Source organism: Actinoplanes ianthinogenes, assembly GCF_018324205.1.
Taxonomy (GTDB): Bacteria; Actinomycetota; Actinomycetes; order Mycobacteriales; family Micromonosporaceae; genus Actinoplanes; species Actinoplanes ianthinogenes.
On record NZ_AP023356.1, the window covers coordinates 523195 to 539158 of the forward strand.

Sequence of the window (15964 nt, forward strand, 5' to 3'; positions counted from 1 at the left end):
ACGATGACCACCACCGCCCACTGCGCGACCTGTGGCACCGCCGCCACGACGGCCGGCGGCGTCCCCGGGCCGGCGCTGCGCCCGCGCTACTTCGCCGGGCAGAGCCTCACCGAGGCCGAGCTCAACGCCGCACAGGAATACCAGCTGGCCAAGAACCGCCTGCACAACCGCTACCTGCACGGCGCCGGCGTGGTCTGCGGCCTGCAGGTGGTCTGCGTCGCCGACCCCGGCGCGGTCCAGGTCCACCCCGGGTACGCGCTCGACACGTGCGGCAACGACCTGCTCCTGGACGCCGCCCGGACCGTCCCGCTGCTGTCGATGATCTCGGCCTGCCGGGACGCGGACGACCGGGCGTGCGCGCAGCCGTGGCGGCCCGCCCCCGCGGCGCCGGCCGGACCCGAGCGCTGGTGCCTGACCATGGTCTACACCGAGCAGCCGACCCGGCCGCGGACGCTCCTGACCACGGGCCGGAAAAGCTGCGGGTGCGGCGGGCGAGCGGCCACCGGCACCTGTGGCTGCGGCAGACGCCCGGTCAACGGCTCCGGCGGCTGCGGCGGCTGCGGCGGGCAATCCGCCACCGGCACCTGTGGCTGCGGGACGGCTCCGGCGTACGAAAAACTGCCTCCCGGATGTGAGCCCACCCGGATCGCGGAAAGCGTCCGTTTCGAGGTCTGCCGTGCCCCGGACGGACCGTGCCAGGACGCCTTCTGCGACCCGCAGGCGACCCTGGCCGGCCAGATCGTCGCCGCCTACGAGGAGTACCGGCGCGTCCTGCGCGCCCACCTCTCCCCGGAGCACGGCCAGGTGCTGCTCAGCGCGGCGTTCTTCGCGGACACCCCGTTCGAGCCCGGCTTCGTCCACGAGTCCTGTCTGCGCCTGCACGACGCGATCGTGGATCTGGAGCGGCGGCAGCCGTTCCCGGTCACCGGCGACCCGGCCGCCGTGCTGGACGCCGTGGTGCTGCCCGCACCGAGCGGCGATCCGGACGAGTACCTGCGGCTGGCCCGGACGGTGCTCCAGCGGCTGGAGGCGGCGCTGGTCCAGTCCTTCGCCGATCGGGTGTCCGGACTGCTGCTGCCGCCCTGCCCGCCGGAACCGGCGAGCGACCGGGTCGTGCTGGCCTGCGTGACCGTCCAGGCCGGGAAGATCGTCCGGATCTGCAACGCCTGCCGGGCGACCGCCGGAGCGTTCCCGGCGCAGAGTCACCGCCTGTCGATCCTGCCGCTCGCCGCGCTGGCCCGCAGTGTCACCGAGTGGCTGACCTGCCGCCCGCTGGTCACCACCGACGGCAACCCGCTGGCCGACCTGCTGAGCACACTGGATCCGACCTTCCGGCGGGGCCGCTGGCAGGCCGGCGGCTATCCCCCGTTCCCGCAGGTCGCCGACCTGGTCCGGCGACTGTGCGCGCTGCTCGGCGGCGAGCAGGACGCGGACACCCTGGGCATGCTGCGCGGCTGGTTCGAGAGGGTGAGCGATGACGGCCCTGAGCATTGAGCGCCTGCGGTACTACCAGCAGCAGTACCTCGGGGTGGGTGACTTCGAGGCGGAGCAGGAGTATCACCGGACGATGCGGCGGCGGCACCAGCTCGGGCCGCACACCTGGGGGATCGTGGCCGGGCTGCGGCTGGACGAGCGGCTCGCCGGCGGCGTGGTGGAGATGTATCTCCTGCCCGGTTACGCCGTCGACGGCTTCGGGCGGGAGGTCGTGGTCGGCGAGCCGGTGCGGATCGACCCGGACCCGGTGCTGTTCAAGGGGGTGCACGAGCCGGGGTACGTGCCGATCTGGATCACCTACGACGAGCGGGACACCCGGCCGCCGGCCAGCGGGTACGCCGGCTGCGCGGGCGGGACCGAGACGACCCGGGTGACCGAGGGGTGGCGGCTGCTGGCCGGGCCGCCCGGGGAGACACACCCGGACGTGATCGTGGCGGGGCTGCCGGACCGGGGCCCGGCCGACGGGTCGGTGCCGCACCAGGAGTTCCCGGACGGTACGCCACGGTGGCTGATCCGGGTGGGTGCGGTCAACTGGGACGGGCAGGGGTTCGCGGTGAGTGACCCGGCGCAGCGGGACGGGCAGCGGCCGTACGCCGGGCTGGTTGCCGCCGCCGTCCTCGCGCCGGCCGGCGTCGTCCGGATCGCGCCGCGATTCCCGGTGCCGGACCCGGCCACCGGACGCCCGGCGGACGTCGCCGTGGTGGACGGGCCGCTGCGGGTCGCCCGGCACGCCACGGTCGGCAACGACCTGCTCGCCGGTGGCCGGATCGGAGCGGGCACCGACCAACCGGCCGACCGGCTGCAACTCGGCGCCGGGCTGGGGCGGATCGTGGCCGGGCGGTCCTACCTGGGGTTCAACGCGTCCCGCGGCACCGGCGCGGACCCGCCGTGGACGTTCACCGGGGACGGCACCGCCAACGGCGGGGCGGCGCTGGTCGCGGCGGCCGACGGGGCGCTGCGGGTGATCGCGAAGGGGTCGACCGGCGCGGCCGACGACACGGTGCCGGACTCCCAGCTGCGGGCGCGGACCGGGCTGAGCGTGACCGGGACCGGGCGGGTCGGGGTGGGCACACCGGATCCGGATCCGGGGCGGGCGCTGACCGTACGCGGCCGGGAGCCGCTCGCCTTCCAGGACCCGGACAGCGGGGTGACGGCCTGGAACGTCAGCATGCCCGCCGGCGGGCTGAACGTCGCCGAGACCGGAGTCGCGGACGGGCGGCTGTTCCTGCGGGCCGGCGGCAACGTCGGGGTGGGCACGACCGGGCCGACCAACCCGCTGCACGTGCCGGCGCCGACCGGGATCCGGCAGGGCAACCAGTACCTGTCCGGGCGGGACTCGTGGAGCAGCCTGAGCTTCAACGCCCACCACAACGCCACCAACAGCGACTGGGTCTTCCCCGACCCGGACCGGCTGGCCGCGACCATCGAGATGGACGCGCCGGCCGGGCTGCTGGGCGGGCGGTTCGAGGTGTGGGGCACCACCCGGGCCGCGCCACGCACGTTCACCAACCGGCTCCACATCGACCTGGACAACGGCGACGTGCTGCTCACCCCGAACGGCGGGCGGGTAGGCATCGGTCCCGGAGCGCCGACCCATCCGCTGCACGTCAACGAGGTCACCGGGATCCGGCAAGGCCTGCAGACCCTGTCCGGCAACGGGGACTTCGCCACCCGCGGCCTCAACGTCTACCGAGCGGACGACCTCGGTTTCGCCTTCCTCGACCCGGACCGGCTCGCCGTCATGGTGACCATGGGCGCCGGAATCGGGCGGGCGCCGGGCCGATTCGAGATCGCGGGAACGACGCAGGCCGATCCGCGGGTCCCCACTCGCCGCTTCTTCATCGGCATGGAGAAGGGCGAGACGATCCTGAACGGCACGCTCGGCACCAACAACATGCACCCGATGGTCGGGATCCCGAACGGCTGGGGCGGCGGGCTGCACACCTGGGACGTCTACGCCGAGGGCACCATCGCCACCGGCAAGAACGGCAACGAGGCGGTGACCATCGGCTCCGACGGCGTGATCAGCGCCGGCAAGATCAACACCGGCGAGATCAACTCGCCGAACAAGCACTTCCGGATCCCGCACCCGGCGCGCGCGGACACCGACCTGGTGCACGGCTCCGTCGAGGGTCCGGAACTCGCTGTCCTGTATCGAGGCACGGCCGTGCTCGGCGACGACGGCGCCGCCGAGGTGGCCCTGCCGGACTATTTCGAGACGCTGACGCTGCCCGAGGGGCGGACCGTGCACCTGACCCCGGTGTTCGCGGAAGGGTCACGGCCCGCCCGGCTCGCCGCCGGTCCGGTCGAGGGCGGCCGGTTCATCGCGCACGGCGGCGCCGGGCAGACCTTCCACTGGCTGGTGATGGCGGTCCGCGCCGACGTCCCGCCGCTGCGACCCGAACAACCGAGGAGGAACCCGTGACCACGCCGATCGACAGACGCCTGGGTGAACTGCGCGCGGAACGGGAGGCCGGGGAGGCGCTGCTCGCCTCCCTGATCCACCAGGAGAACGAATGCCGCGAAACCCTGCTCCGCATCGCCGGCGCCATCCTGGTCCTGGAGGAACTCGCCGCCGACCCGTCCTTCGCCGGCCCCACGCCCTCCGCCCCGGCCGCGCCGGTGTCATGAGCCCGGACCGGCTGGTGATCGACCGGCTCGACGTGGCCCAGGCCGGCGCGCGGGGTGATCCGGCGCTGGCCGCGACCGATCTGGATCAGACATTCCGGATCCGGCTGCCGGCCGCGCTGGCGGCCGAGCCGGATCTGGGCGGCGAGTCGGTCTGGCTCATCCGTGACCTCCGGGTGTGCCTGGCCGACGGGGAGGACCTGGCCCGGCGCTGCGCGCGGGCGATCATCGACGCGGTCCGGGAGGCGATCATGTCCGGGCCGGACGGCGTACGGGTGAAGCACTTCCCCACCCACGCCGAGCACCTGGCGTGGTTCCTCGACCAGCTCGCGGCGGGTGCTTCTCCCGAGTCGTGGTGTCGCGCCGGCGCCGACCTGCCGACCGGCCTGCCCCCGGGAGCGGCGATCCGCTGGCTCCTGCTCGCCGAGCCCCGCCCGGTCCGCCGTGCCGTCCTCACCGCCCTGGCCGCCCGGTCCCGCCTGCGCCCGGTCCTCGCCACCCTCCCCGAACCGGACGCCGAAGCCGTCGCCCGAGCGGTCTTCTCCCCCGAGGCCTCCTTCACGCTTCCCGCCGTGCGGGAATCCCTGCTCACCGCGTGGGCCGCCGGGCACCTGCCCGGCGCGGCCGACCGGCCCGGCGCGGCCGCCGTCCTGGCTCTCGCCGTCGAGGCCGGCGCCGGATGGCATTCGGCGGCCTGGCGCCTCGCCGAACGCCTCCTCGCCATCGCCGCCGACCCGGTCCACGCCGACAGCCCCGCTGCCGTGCGCGCCGCTCTGGGCGCCACCCTCGAACTCCCCGCCATCACCGCCGCAACCCGGGAGCTGCCGGGCCGGCTCACGATCGCCACCCCTTACGCGTCGGCGTTCCTGCTGTTACCCGCCCTGGCCGAGGTGGCACCCACGGATCCGGTCGGCGTCCTGGAACGGGCCCTTTGCGGAGGTCGCTCGCCCGGCCTGCGCTACGACCCCGCCCTGCGCCTGGCCCTCCCCCCGCCCGATCCCGCCACCTCCACCACCGCGCCACCCACCGCTGACCTCGCCACCTCCACCACCGCGGCACTCACCGCTGACCTCGCTACCTCCACCACCGCGCCACTCACCGCTGACGGCGCTACCTCCGCCACCGCGGCCCGCACCGCGGACACCGCCACCTCCACCACCCCACCACTCACCGCTGACCCCGCCACCTCCACCACCGCGGCACTCCCCGAAGACCTCGCCACATCCACCACCAAGCCCCGCGCCGCAACCTCCACCACCGCCTCACTCACCACTGACCCCGCCACCTCGAGCACCGCGTCACCAACCGCTGAGCCCACCACCTCCAGCACCGCGGCACTCATCGGCGATACCGCCATCGCGCAGCCCTCGGAGGCTCACTCGGCCCCGGCCGGTGAGTCGGTCCAAAAGCCGGCCGACGACCTGTTTTTCGGCGCTCCGCCGGTCCAGAACTTCGCCGCCTCGCCTGTGGTGCGTCTGGTCGCCCGGCTGGTCACGGCCGGGCGGGCGCGGGCCGACGCGATAGTCGCGGAGCAGGTGGCGCATCCCTCCGGAACCTCGCTGCTGCTCCTGCGCGACCTGCACACCGACGCCTGGCTGTCCCTCACCGCCGGGAGCAGCCTCGGCGGCGCGCTCCGCTCGGTCGTCGCCGCCACCGGCCGCCGCCCCGAACTCCTGCTCCTCGCCGACGGCGTCTCCCCACCCCGATCCCCCGAGGCCGCGCCGTCGGCTGCCTCGACACCCCAAAGCCCGGCGGCACCGCCAGCCCAGACCGCACCGCAAACCCCCGCAGCGCCGCCGACCAGAGCCGCACCCCGAACCCCACGAGTACCGCCTGCACCGGTACCGCCCCAGACCAGCACCGCACCCCCAACCCCACCAATACCGCCTGCAGCCGCAGCGCCGCGGACCGAAGCCGGGCCACTGTCGTCGCTGGTGGAGCAGGTCGGATCGCTCACCGATCCGGCACATGCCGAACTCGCCGGACCCTGGCTCGCCCGCGCCCGACCGGCCGCGCCCGATGTGGCCGCGCTCAGCCCGCCCGGTTCCGGCACGGATGAGCTGCCGTTACTGCTGGAAGCGCACGCTGTCGTCCGCGGATTCTGCGCGGGGTTGCCCGGGTTCGATCGGAGCGCGGTCCGCTACGTGCAGGACACCTTCCTGGCGGGGCCGGGCATGGTCGTCAGCGGTCCGGGGTCACTGGACGTGTTCCTGCCCGGTGGTCCGCTGCGGATCGTGCTGCAGCTGGCCGGCGTGGACGGGCGCCGCTACACGCTGCCGTGGCTGCCCGGCACCACGGTCACGCTGCACCTGTCCGACGCCGCGCCCGCCGACGACGCTCAGCCGCCGGAGTCGTGAGATGACCACGGGAACGGCGGCACGGGCGGACGCGGCGAGCCTGCTGCTCGCAGAGCTGGCCTGGCTGGGGCCGGTGCTACGGCGGGAGGTGCGGCGGCTGCGGCGGGCCAGGTTGCTGCACGAGGACGAGCTGCGCGGGCTCTACATCCCGGATCCGCTGGTCGACGCGGTGCTCGACGACCTGGGTGGCGAACCGGAGGAGGCCGGCTCGATCGCCGCCCGGGCGGTCCGGGACCCGCAGACGCCGATCGGGCGGCTGGCGCGACGGTTCGCGTTGTCGGCGGCGGAGACGGACGTGCTGATGGTGGCGGTCGCGCCGCAGGTGGACGCGCGGTGGCAGACGGTATACGGGTTCGTGCAGAACTCGGTGACGCTGCGGCGGCCGACGGTCGACCTGATCCTGCGGCTGCTGGTGCCCGAGGCCGCGGAGCGGCTGGCCTGCCGACGGTGGTTCCACCCGTCCGGGCCGCTGGTCCGGCACGCGCTGGTCCGGCTGGTGGCGGAGCCCGGCGATCCCGCCCCGTCGCTCTCGTCACGCACCCTCGCCGTGGACGACCGGGTCATCGCCCACCTGCTCGGCGACGACACCATCGCGCCTGGACTGTCCTCCTGGGTCGCCATGCACCCGCCCCGCGACCTGGACGAACTCGTCCTGTCGCCCGGCCTGCGAACCCGGCTCCGGGAGGTTGCCGACACGCTGCACGGCAGGACGGTTCGCCATCACGGCCCGGCCGGGGACGGGGTGGGCGGCATCGGAGGTGCAGCGCCGCTCGGCAGCGGGGCGCCCGAGCATCCCGCGATCAGCCCCGATGCCACAGCGCGACTCGGCGGCACGGCGACCCACCAACCCACGAACGGCATGCGCGCGACCGCGAACGACCCCGACGCCACAGCGCCGCTCGACGGCGCGGCGCTCGAACATCACCTGGACGGCAATCGCGCCACCCCGGACAAGGCCGACGCGACAGGGCGCCGCAGCGGTGGAGCGGCTCGGGGGGACGACGGCGCCGGGGACGGAATGGTCCTGCTGGACGGGGCCGCGGGGGGTGGACGGGCGACGATCGCCGCGGCGCTGAGTGGGGGGCGGCCGCTGCTGGTGGCGGAGGTGGGCGGCGCGGGTGGGCTGGACGCGGGTGAGGCCGGGGTGCTGCTCGGGCGGGAGGCGATGCTGCGCGGGGCCGCGGTCTACCTGACCGGGCTGGACTCGCCCGGGGGCGCGGCAGTGCTCGGGGCGATGGCCGGGCGGGGTGTGGTGGTGCTGCTCGGGGACGGTGCTCAGGTCGTACGGGAAAAGGGTTTGATCTTGGAGAGGGTGATCCTGGACGGGCCGGGATCGCTGGAGCGCGGCGGTCTCTGGGATCGCGCGCTGCGCGGGCGGTCGCCGGGCGGTCTGGAGCGGATCGCGGACCTGTTCCCGATCGGGCCCGGGGCGATCGAGCGGGCGGCGGCGCGGGCAAGGCGGCGTGCCGGGCGGCACGGGCGGGAGCCCACGGAGGACGACGTGCGACAGGCGGTCCGGGAGGAGTGCGGGACCGGACTGGACGGGCTGGCGCGGCGGCTGCCGGCCGGGCCGGGGTGGGAGCGGCTGGTGTTGCCGGCGCGGACCATGCGGGAGGTACGGCTGGTCGGGGCGGCGGTGGAGCAGCGGTGGACCGTGCGGGAGGCGTGGGGGTTCGGGGAGACGCAGCTCGGGCGCGGGGTGACGGCGCTGTTCCACGGGCCGAGCGGGACCGGGAAGACGTTCGCGGCGCGGGTGCTGGCTACCGAACTCGGGCTCGACCTGTATCGGGTGGATCTGTCGACGGTGGTGAGCAAGTACATCGGGGAGACCGAGCGGAACCTGGCGCGGATCTTCGCGGCGGCGCGGGCGGCGCACGCGATGGTGTTGTTCGACGAGGCGGACGCGTTGTTCGGGCGGCGGTCGGCGGTGCAGGACGCGCGGGACCGGTACGCGAACATCGAGGTCGCCTACCTGTTGCAGGAGCTCGAGGGGTACGACGGGGTGGCGCTGCTGGCGACCAACCTGAGCGGGAACCTGGACGACGCGTTCGCCCGGCGGCTGGGGCATGCGGTGGAGTTCCCGTTCCCGGGGCCGGAGCTGCGGGAGGTGTTGTGGCGGCAGGCGGTGCCGGGGCGAGCGCCGCTCGCGGCGGACGTCGATTTCGGGGCGCTCGCGCGGCTGGAGCTGGCGGGCGGGCACATCCAGAGTGCGGTGCTGGCCGCGGCGTGCCGGGCCGCGGCGGCGGGGCGGGCGGTCGGCATGCCGGAGTTGGTTCCGGCGGCCGGGGCTGAGCTGCGGAAACTGCATCGGATGCCGGACCGGGCGGACTTCGGGGCATATTTCTCGCTGCTGGCTGAGGACCTCTGATGAGCGGCCCCGGCCCGGAACCGGCGCAGCGGGCACCCGAGCCGGCGGTGCCCTGGGTCGGACCGCTGCCACGAGAGCCAGCGGCGCCCGCCCTCGTTCCGGTGTCGACGCCTGCCGCGGCGACGGCGCAGCTGGTGGCCGCTGCTGGGCCGCTGCCCAACGACACCGTGCAGGCGCTGGCCGACCGCAACTACATCCCGCCGGTGCGGGAGGCCGCCATGCAGTTGCGGGCGTGGCTGCACGGCGCGGCGGCGGCTCGCGAGGACATCTTCCGGGTGCTGCTGCTCTTCCGCGGGCGGGGGGCTGAGCTGCAGGCCGCCTATGCCGAACGGTATGGCCGAGAGCTCAAGCAGGACCTGGCGCGGATGCCCGACCCGGCCGACCGCCTCCGGGCCTACCGCTACCTCGACAAAGGCGAACTGCTGCTCGCCGACTACCTGTACCTGTATCCGGCGAACGTGGCCTGGGTGATCGCCGCGGCCGGTGACAAGCCCGCCACCTGGCGGACGATCATCGAGCAGCAACTCGACCAGGGCTTCAAGAGCGGGCTCTACCTGGCCGAACGCCGGAAGACCGGCCGCCTGCCGGACGGCACCACGGACAGTCTGGCCGCCGGCCTCTTCGACCAGTTGTGGGGCGCCGAGGAGCAGAGCGCCGCCAAGTCGCTGTATACGTTCGGCACCCGGCCACCGCCCCTCGACAAGATCAATACTGGCCTGCTGCACCGGGACCGATCCCTGTTCTTCGAGGGGCTGCGGGAATACTTCGCGGCGCCCGGCCGCACCGAGCAGCAGCTGATCAAGTCGATGTCGGACATCTACCAGGTGGACCTGCAGGACCAATTCCAGATGATGTTCGAAAACGACCTGCTGAGCTGGCAGCAGTACCAGCTGACTGTCGCCGGCGGGCTGGCCGCGATGAAGCGCGTCCAGTTCGCGCTGGCCGCCGGCGACAAGCAGGAGCTGTTCGCCGCGCTGGCGAGCGCCGACCCGCAGACCCGTGCCGACCTGTTCCGGCAGCTCACCACCCGGACCGACAGCGAGATCTCGCGCCGCTTCCACGCCTGGTTCAACGGCCTGACCAGTGACGAGGAGGCCCGGGCGGTCGCGCTGGTGGAGGATCCGGCCGTGGTCGACCCGGCCGTCCACCGCATCCGCGCGCTGGGCGGTGCCGACGGTGAAGCGCTGGTCCAGGCGGCGATGTTCAGCCTGCCGACCGACTTCGATCTGTTCCACCGGAGCTATCGGTACGGCACGCCGTTCTACCGCTACGTCCGGGAGCACACCACCAGCAAGGAGGAGCTGCGATTCGCCGCCGTCGTCGAGCCCGACCTGGAACACCGGTTGCGGAGCACGATGACAACCTTCGACAACCCGGGATACCTGCTGCACCTGTTACGCCATTTCGTGCCCGACGACGCCACCCGAGGCAGGATCCGGGCCGACACCAGCGTGCTGAGATGGTTGTCCGGCACCGAGCGTGACGAGGCCGAGTTCCTGCTCGCCCCGGTGGCACAGCCGCTGCAACGGGCCGTCTTCACCGTCCGTCAACTGGCCTCGGAACGGTCCGTGTTGACCGACTGGCGAGCCGTCGGGGCGGCGTTGAGCGACGCCACCCGCGAGCTGAACGCGACGACGGAACGCGCCGCGGCGGCGCGGACCGCGGGCGAGCGAGCCGCGGAGATCGGCCGGCTGACGGCCCAGCAGGAACGGGCCGAACGGATCCGGGTGGATTACGTGCAGGCTCGCGACACCGTCAACGGCTTCGCCAAGATGGTGGTGCAGGCGGCGGTGGCGGCGATCCTCGAAGTAGCGTCAGCCGGGGTGCTGACCCCGGCGGCGGCCGAGATCGTCATGGTGCAGGTCGTTCGCGTCGCCGTGGTGGGCGGTGCCAGCCGCCTGATCACCGAGCTGGCGACGGAGCGCAACGTCACCGGCGGACAACTGGGGGATGCCTTCGTCGCCGGCGCCGCGCAGGGCGTGATCGACCTGGTCGGCGCTTCCGCGGCGGAACACCTGCTCACCACGGTGCGGGCCGCCGCCTCGGCCGGCTTCCGGCAGTCCGGCGGCGCGATCGAGCAGGCCATTCAGTACGGCCAGACCGCTCTCACGAGCGCGCTGGGGGCAGCCGTCGAGTCCGCCGCCAATGACCGGACCTGGGCCGCGAGTCCGGAGCAGGGCTTGACCACCATCCGTGACGCGATGGCCCAGGCTACGCTGTTCGGCCTGGCCGGGCACGCGGCCCACCAGGCTTTCCGGCAGGCTTGGCACGGGGGTGCGGGTGGCCCGCCGCCGGGCGGCGGTGGCCCGTCCGATCCCGGCCGCACCCCACCGGACCCGATCCGGCTGTACGCCTCATCGGGTCCCGGATCCGGCTACCCGGTGTGGTACTCCGGGGGGAAGGAGGTGCCGCCGCCCGGCCCGCACCCCGAGCTGATCACCAGCACCGCGAGCCCGCCCAGGCCGGACCTGGTGATCCACCGACCCGGCGAGGTCCCGCAATCAAACGCCGCCCCCGCGCTGCTGAATCGGTACGGCGAACCGCTGAACCCGGCCCCTCCACCAGCCACGTCGATCCTGCTCGTCAGCGGCGACCGGCCGCAGTTCCGGCCAGTCGGCCCGGCCGAGAGCGCATGGCGGATCGATTATCTGCGAGCACGGTTACGCCAGGTGCTGGAGAACCGCTCCGGCCGGCCGCCGACGGCACCGACCGCCGCCTTCATGAAAGCCGTCGAGCACATCCAGGATCCGGTGCTGGCCCGCGCGGTGTGGGTGGCCTATCAGGGACTTCGCGATCCCGCCCTGATCGCCCACGTCGTCGCCCGCGTCATGCGACACGCCGAAGAGCTGCGCGCCGCGGGGCGCACCACCGTGGTCAAGACGTTGGTGCGTCCGCCCCACGAGCCGCCCGGCCCGGCAGCACAGCTCACTCTCGATCTGACCCGGCGCAACGAGGCGTTCCTCGCGGCACTGATCGACCTGTCCGAACGTGTCAGCGGAAGACCGGTCACCCTGTTGGGCGGCCACCGCCAATTCCAAGGGGACGAGTACTTCACCCTGGTGGCCGGCGAAAATTACCGGTACCTGGACGTGTCCGCGCTGGTCATCCCAGCGATGGACGCCTGGACGCACGGCGCCAGCACCCACCTGCTGCAGGAACTGATCGTGGACAGGGCTCTCGCCATGCACGGGCTTGACCTGACCGCCACGGACCTGCGGCGGCGACTTCCCGGCATCCCCGGGTCTCCCTCCCAGGTAGCCGGGTTGGAGACGAAGCCGTCCGGGCAGTGGATCTGGGAAGAGGTCTGGGACATCCTGAAACGGGAGCCGAGCAACCCGAACTACCTGAATCCGGTGCTGCGGCCGTTCACGGGGGATCTCGACGCGCCACTCACCGCGGTGGATCCGGACTGGGCCGCGAGGCGTGCCGAACTGCTGGAGAAAGGCGTCTATTTGAAGGATCCGCGAGAGCGGCGAAAGTTGTACCGGATCGGCCGATGAAACGACCCGGTGTGGGATGCTGCGCGGCATGCTGGAGACCGCTCGCCTCGCCGGATTCTTCGCTGCCCACGGGCTGTGGTCCGTTGCGGACGGCGGCCCGCTGACGCCGCTGCTCGGTTTCGACAAGCCGGACGGCGGGCGCGGCATGACCCGCTACGCCGCCCCCGAGCTGGAGATCGGCGTCAAGGCCGGGCAGGACGCCCTCGCCGCGAACCCGGACGGGGCGGTGCGCGCGGCCCTGGTCTACGACGCCTTCCTGCACCTGCCGTCCGGCCGGATCGACGCCCTGGTGATCGAGGCCGTCGAGTACGGCCCGCAGGAGCGGATCCTGCGGATGGGTGTCCCCTACCGCCCGGAGCCGTTCGCCGTGTACCGGCCGAAGTTCCTCGAGGTCACCGGCGTCGACCGGCCGGACTGGGCGGTCCTCGGCGGGGCCTTCTTCGAGGGCGTCGACTCGCACGAGCAGGCCGCCGCGATCTGGAACGCGCACCTCGGCGAGTCACTCTGACCGGCGGCGCCGGGTGGTCGCGGTCAGCACCAGGCCGAGGGCGATCAGGGTCGCGCCCGAGCAAGCCGACGAGACCCACTGACCGCGGAAGCCGGCCCTGGCCAGGCTCCCCGAGTCGTCCCGGCGCTCGACCGGGGCGGGTGACGGCGACGCGGCCCGGGCGGGCATCGGTGACAGCGCGAGCAGGCAGACCAGCACAGCGACGAGCCTCATGTCCGGCTCAACGCCGGAAGTCACCCGATCGGCGCGGGCAGCGAGGTGGCGAGCTGGGCGCGGCTGCTCACCGACAGCTTCTGGAAGATGTGGGTCAGGTGGGTCTCCACCGTCCGCCGGGTCACGAACAGCTGGTCGGCGATCTCCCGGTTGCTGTGCCCGAGCGCCGCCAGCACCGCCACCCGGTGTTCGGCCGGGGTGAGCGCGCCCGGCCCGGTCGTCACGCTGCGCCGCGGGCGACCGCCGGCCGCCAGCAGCTCCTGCCGGGCTCGGCCGCCGATCAGCCGCATCCCACCGCGATCGGCCAGCTCCAGCGCCCGGACCAGCGGCTCCCGGGCCGCGGCCCGCTGGTTGGCCCGGCGCAGGGCGGCGCCGAGCTCGACCAGGACCCGGGCGTGCTCGAGCTGGGCCGGTGAGCCGGCGAGCAGGTGCGCGGCCTGGGTGAGCAGCGGCACCGCCTCGGCCGGGCCGACCGTGCGGGCCAACGCGCGCAGGCCGGCGCCGCGCGGGCCGGGCAGCCCGACCCGGGCGGCCAGGTCCAGGTGTTCCTCGGCGAGACGCCGGGCGGCGGTGAGGTCGCCGAGCGCCGCGAGGGCGGCGCTGTCGTCGACGCGCCAGGCGGCGAACCCGGCGGTCGTCACGCCGAGCGCCTGCCAGGTCTCCGCCGCCGCGAGCAGGTCGGTGTGCGCGTCGGCCGGGCGGTGCCGGGCCAGCCAGAGCCGCGCCCGGCGTTCCAGCAGCATGGCGGTGCGCAGCTTGCCCGGCACCGGCTCGTCTGCCCCGGTCCGGCGGGCCGCCGCCAGGGCCGCTTCGGCGCCGTCCAGGTCGTCCGCCTCCACCAGCGCGTCCAGGAGCGGGAACAGTGTCCACACCAGGCCGGACGCGGGCGGGTTGGCGAGCTTGAACTCGAACGCGTACCGGCCGTCGGTGACCGCCTCCCGGACCCGCCCGGCCTGCACCAGCGCATGTGCCCGGACGAAGCTGCCGTGGGCGAGCGCGGTCATCCACCCGCGCGGCCGGGCCACGTCGATCAGCTCGTCGCACAGCGCCCGTACGGCGTCCAGCTCCTCCACCGCCGCCAGGTCGAACTTCAGGAACGTCGCGAGCAGCGAGTCACTCTCCACGTCGAGCGCCGTCCGCAGCAGGGCGATCGCCTCGGCCGCCGGTCGTCCGTCACAGATCGCCCGGTGCGCGCGGTGCACGGCCCAGAACCGCTGCCCACCGCCCCGGTCCGTGCGGTCCCGGGCGTCGGCCACCTCGGCGGCGTCCAGCCACGCGTTGCAGACCAGTTCACCTTCGAGACGTTCGAGCAGCTCCGGGTCGGCGCCGGCGCCCCGGGCCAGCACCCGCCGGGACAGGTCCAGCGCCTCCTCGGCATATCCGGCCAGGCCCAGCGCCCGGGCGCCGGCCAGCCCGATCCTGGCCCGCTGCTCCGGGTCGGCGGCCAGGCCGACGGCGTCGGCGAGCAGGTCGTACGCCTGTGGCTTCTCCTGCTCGGCGATGACCAGGCCGAGCTGGCCCAGCAGCTCCGCCTCGTCGTAGGTGGCGATCGGCGGCTCGGCCAGCGCCCGCCGCAGGAAGGTCGCCGCGTTCTGCGGGGCGCCGCGCCGCCAGGCCCGGTCGGCGGCGGTCCGCAGCGCCGTGACGGTCTCCGGTTCCCCGGCCGGCTCGGTGCGCAGCAGGTGCAGCGCGACCGTCTCCGGGTCGGCCCGTCCGGTGGTGAGCAGCCGCGCCGCCCGGGCATGCCACAGGGCGCGCTCGCCGGCCGGAAGTCCGTTGTAGAGGGCCGCCTCGACCAGCGGGTGCACCAGCGCGTAGCCGTCCGCGCCGCCCTCGACCAGGCCGGCGCCGCGCAGCCGGTCGGCGAGCCGGCAGGCCCGCTCCTGATCGAGCTGGGCCAGGTCGCGGGCGTGCCGCAGTTTCGCCCCGCGCCCGAGCACGGCGAATGCCCGGGCCAGCTCCGCGGTCCCGGCCGGCAGCCGGGCCAGCTGCCGGTCCACCGCGCGGGCCACCTGCTCCGGGCCGAAGCCGCTGAGCCCGGCCGCCACAGCGTCGGTCGGCTCGACCCGCTCGGCGAGCAGGTGGTCGAGCAGCGCGCCGAGCAGGAACGGGTTCCCGGCGGTGGCGGCGTGGCAGGCCTGGGCGAACGCCGGCCCGGCCGCGGGCAGCCGATCCCGCACGATGGTCCGCACGGTGGCCGGCGCGAGCGGGCTGGGCCGCACCGGCGCGCCGGCCGCGGCGAGCAGCTCGGCGAGCAGGTCCGGTTCGGCCGGCGGCTCACCGGAGCGGACCGCGCACAGGATGCCCAGCGGCAGGCTGCCCAGACGCCGGGTGAGCTGGCCGAGCCAGCGCAGCGACGGCGCGTCCGCCCAGTGCACGTCGTCGACCAGCAGCAGGGTGGCGACGCGGGCGGCGAGACCGCAGGTCAGCCAGGTCAGCCCGTGCGCGGCGGCGTGCATGGCGTCGCCGGTCGGCGCCGGGGTGGCCCCGTCGTCGTCGAGCGCGCGGCGGGCCGGCGCGGCCGCGCCGACGGCCAGGGTGTCCCACTCCGGGCTTTGCCGGACCGGGGCGAACAGCTGCCGGGCGATCCCCCAACCGGCGTCGCGTTCCAGCGGGCCGCCCCACGCGGAGAGCACCCGCAGCCCGGCGGCGGCCGCGCCGTAGCCGGCCGCGGCCAGCAGACTCGACTTGCCGATCCCGGCCGGGCCCTCCACGACGATCACGGCGCCGGTCCCGGATCGCACCTGAGCGACCCGGTGGTCGAGCATCGCCAGCTCCGCGTCGCGTTGCAACAGCACGCGCGGCATGCCGCCGACCGTACGTCGTGGTCCCGACACGCGAAACCTCGTGGTCGGATCCACGATTCAACGCATCCGGGAAATCCGCAGCATCAGGA

9 protein-coding genes are annotated in these 15964 nt (G+C 74.3%); 7 read left to right on the forward strand and 2 right to left on the reverse strand.

Annotated elements, in window-relative coordinates; translation table 11 throughout:
- The first annotated feature begins 3 nt into the window (after window positions 1-3).
- The 7 genes from Aiant_RS02520 to Aiant_RS02550 all read left to right on the forward strand — a co-directional run bounded on the left by Aiant_RS02520 (window position 4) and on the right by Aiant_RS02550 (window position 12855).
- Complete coding sequence (locus tag Aiant_RS02520; RefSeq protein WP_189330743.1) at window positions 4-1494, forward strand: hypothetical protein; 1491 nt, start codon at window positions 4-6, stop codon at window positions 1492-1494.
- Entirely contained in the window at window positions 1475-3919 is a 2445-nt protein-coding gene (locus Aiant_RS02525) for a hypothetical protein (RefSeq protein WP_189330744.1), read from the forward strand. Before Aiant_RS02520 ends, Aiant_RS02525 begins: the two co-directional genes overlap by 20 nt.
- Window positions 3916-4125: a hypothetical protein gene (locus tag Aiant_RS02530; RefSeq protein WP_189330745.1), complete on the forward strand. Its 210-nt coding sequence runs from the start codon at window positions 3916-3918 to the stop codon at window positions 4123-4125. Before Aiant_RS02525 ends, Aiant_RS02530 begins: the two co-directional genes overlap by 4 nt.
- Window positions 4122-6479 carry a hypothetical protein gene (locus Aiant_RS02535; RefSeq protein ID WP_189330746.1) on the forward strand — a complete coding sequence of 786 codons (2358 nt, stop codon included), beginning with the start codon at window positions 4122-4124 and terminating at the stop codon, window positions 6477-6479. The genes Aiant_RS02530 and Aiant_RS02535 overlap by 4 nt, the downstream gene beginning before the upstream one ends.
- 1 nt (window position 6480) lies before the next feature.
- Complete coding sequence (locus tag Aiant_RS46420) at window positions 6481-8847, forward strand: AAA family ATPase (RefSeq protein WP_189330747.1); 2367 nt, start codon at window positions 6481-6483, stop codon at window positions 8845-8847.
- A gap of 101 nt (window positions 8848-8948) precedes the next feature.
- Window positions 8949-12347, forward strand: a complete 3399-nt coding sequence (locus Aiant_RS02545; RefSeq protein ID WP_189330748.1) for a hypothetical protein — start codon at window positions 8949-8951, stop codon at window positions 12345-12347.
- 28 nt (window positions 12348-12375) lie between these two features.
- Complete coding sequence (locus tag Aiant_RS02550; RefSeq protein WP_189330749.1) at window positions 12376-12855, forward strand: type 2 periplasmic-binding domain-containing protein; 480 nt, start codon at window positions 12376-12378, stop codon at window positions 12853-12855.
- Here the strand turns inward: Aiant_RS02550 and Aiant_RS02555 are convergent.
- Together Aiant_RS02555 and Aiant_RS02560 are read right to left on the reverse strand one after the other, a co-directional pair.
- Window positions 12847-13068 (reverse strand): hypothetical protein, encoded by a 222-nt coding sequence (locus tag Aiant_RS02555; RefSeq protein ID WP_189330750.1) that lies wholly within the window; start codon window positions 13066-13068, stop codon window positions 12847-12849. The genes Aiant_RS02550 and Aiant_RS02555 overlap by 9 nt on opposite strands.
- A 20-nt stretch (window positions 13069-13088) precedes the next feature.
- Window positions 13089-15875, reverse strand: coding sequence for an ATP-binding protein (locus Aiant_RS02560; protein ID WP_189330751.1), 2787 nt, complete (start codon window positions 15873-15875; stop codon window positions 13089-13091).
- Window positions 15876-15964 lie beyond the last annotated feature (89 nt).

Excerpts from the sequence above, each read along its gene's own strand:
- Aiant_RS02520 (WP_189330743.1), top strand. The coding sequence starts at position 4 with ATGACCACCACCGCCCACTGCGCGACCTGTGGCACCGCCGCCACGACG.
- Aiant_RS02525 (WP_189330744.1), top strand. The coding sequence starts at position 1,475 with ATGACGGCCCTGAGCATTGAGCGCCTGCGGTACTACCAGCAGCAGTAC.
- Aiant_RS02535 (WP_189330746.1), top strand. The coding sequence starts at position 4,122 with ATGAGCCCGGACCGGCTGGTGATCGACCGGCTCGACGTGGCCCAGGCC.
- Aiant_RS46420 (WP_189330747.1), top strand. The coding sequence starts at position 6,481 with ATGACCACGGGAACGGCGGCACGGGCGGACGCGGCGAGCCTGCTGCTC.
- Aiant_RS02550 (WP_189330749.1), top strand. The coding sequence starts at position 12,376 with ATGCTGGAGACCGCTCGCCTCGCCGGATTCTTCGCTGCCCACGGGCTG.
- Aiant_RS02555 (WP_189330750.1), bottom strand. The coding sequence starts at position 13,068 with ATGAGGCTCGTCGCTGTGCTGGTCTGCCTGCTCGCGCTGTCACCGATG.
- Aiant_RS02560 (WP_189330751.1), bottom strand. The coding sequence starts at position 15,875 with ATGCCGCGCGTGCTGTTGCAACGCGACGCGGAGCTGGCGATGCTCGAC.